This is a genomic window from Erythrobacter donghaensis, assembly GCF_001557325.1.
Taxonomy (GTDB): Bacteria; Pseudomonadota; Alphaproteobacteria; order Sphingomonadales; family Sphingomonadaceae; genus Erythrobacter; species Erythrobacter donghaensis_B.
In genome coordinates this window covers 1-296 of record NZ_LSJS01000252.1, presented here as the reverse complement: position 1 = coordinate 296, position 296 = coordinate 1, and the positions used below count along the sequence as shown (strand labels likewise).

Below are 296 nucleotides of genomic sequence, written 5' to 3'. Positions count from 1 at the left end.
CGGCGCACCTGACCGGCGCGCATGTATACGATTTGCAGGCTTTCGCCGGGCCGGGTCATGCTGACCGTTGCGGTGAGATTGCCGGGCGTCTCGATCTTGCGCCCATTGACCTCGACGATCACGTCGTCAGACACCAAACCACCCTGGGCAGCCGGGGAAGCTGGCGCGACCTCGCCAATCAGCGCGCCGCGATTGGTCGAAAGGCCAAGAGCGCGCGCACGTTCGGGCGACAGCGCTGCGATTGTCACGCCGATCCTGCCACGCTTGACCTCGCCAAACTGGCGCAACTGATCGGC

1 protein-coding gene is annotated in these 296 nt (G+C 65.5%); it reads right to left on the bottom strand.

The genetic code is table 11. From position 1 onward, the window contains the following. A partial coding sequence (locus AX692_RS15005; RefSeq protein WP_155646336.1) for a S1C family serine protease occupies positions 1-296 on the bottom strand: 296 nt, incomplete at both ends.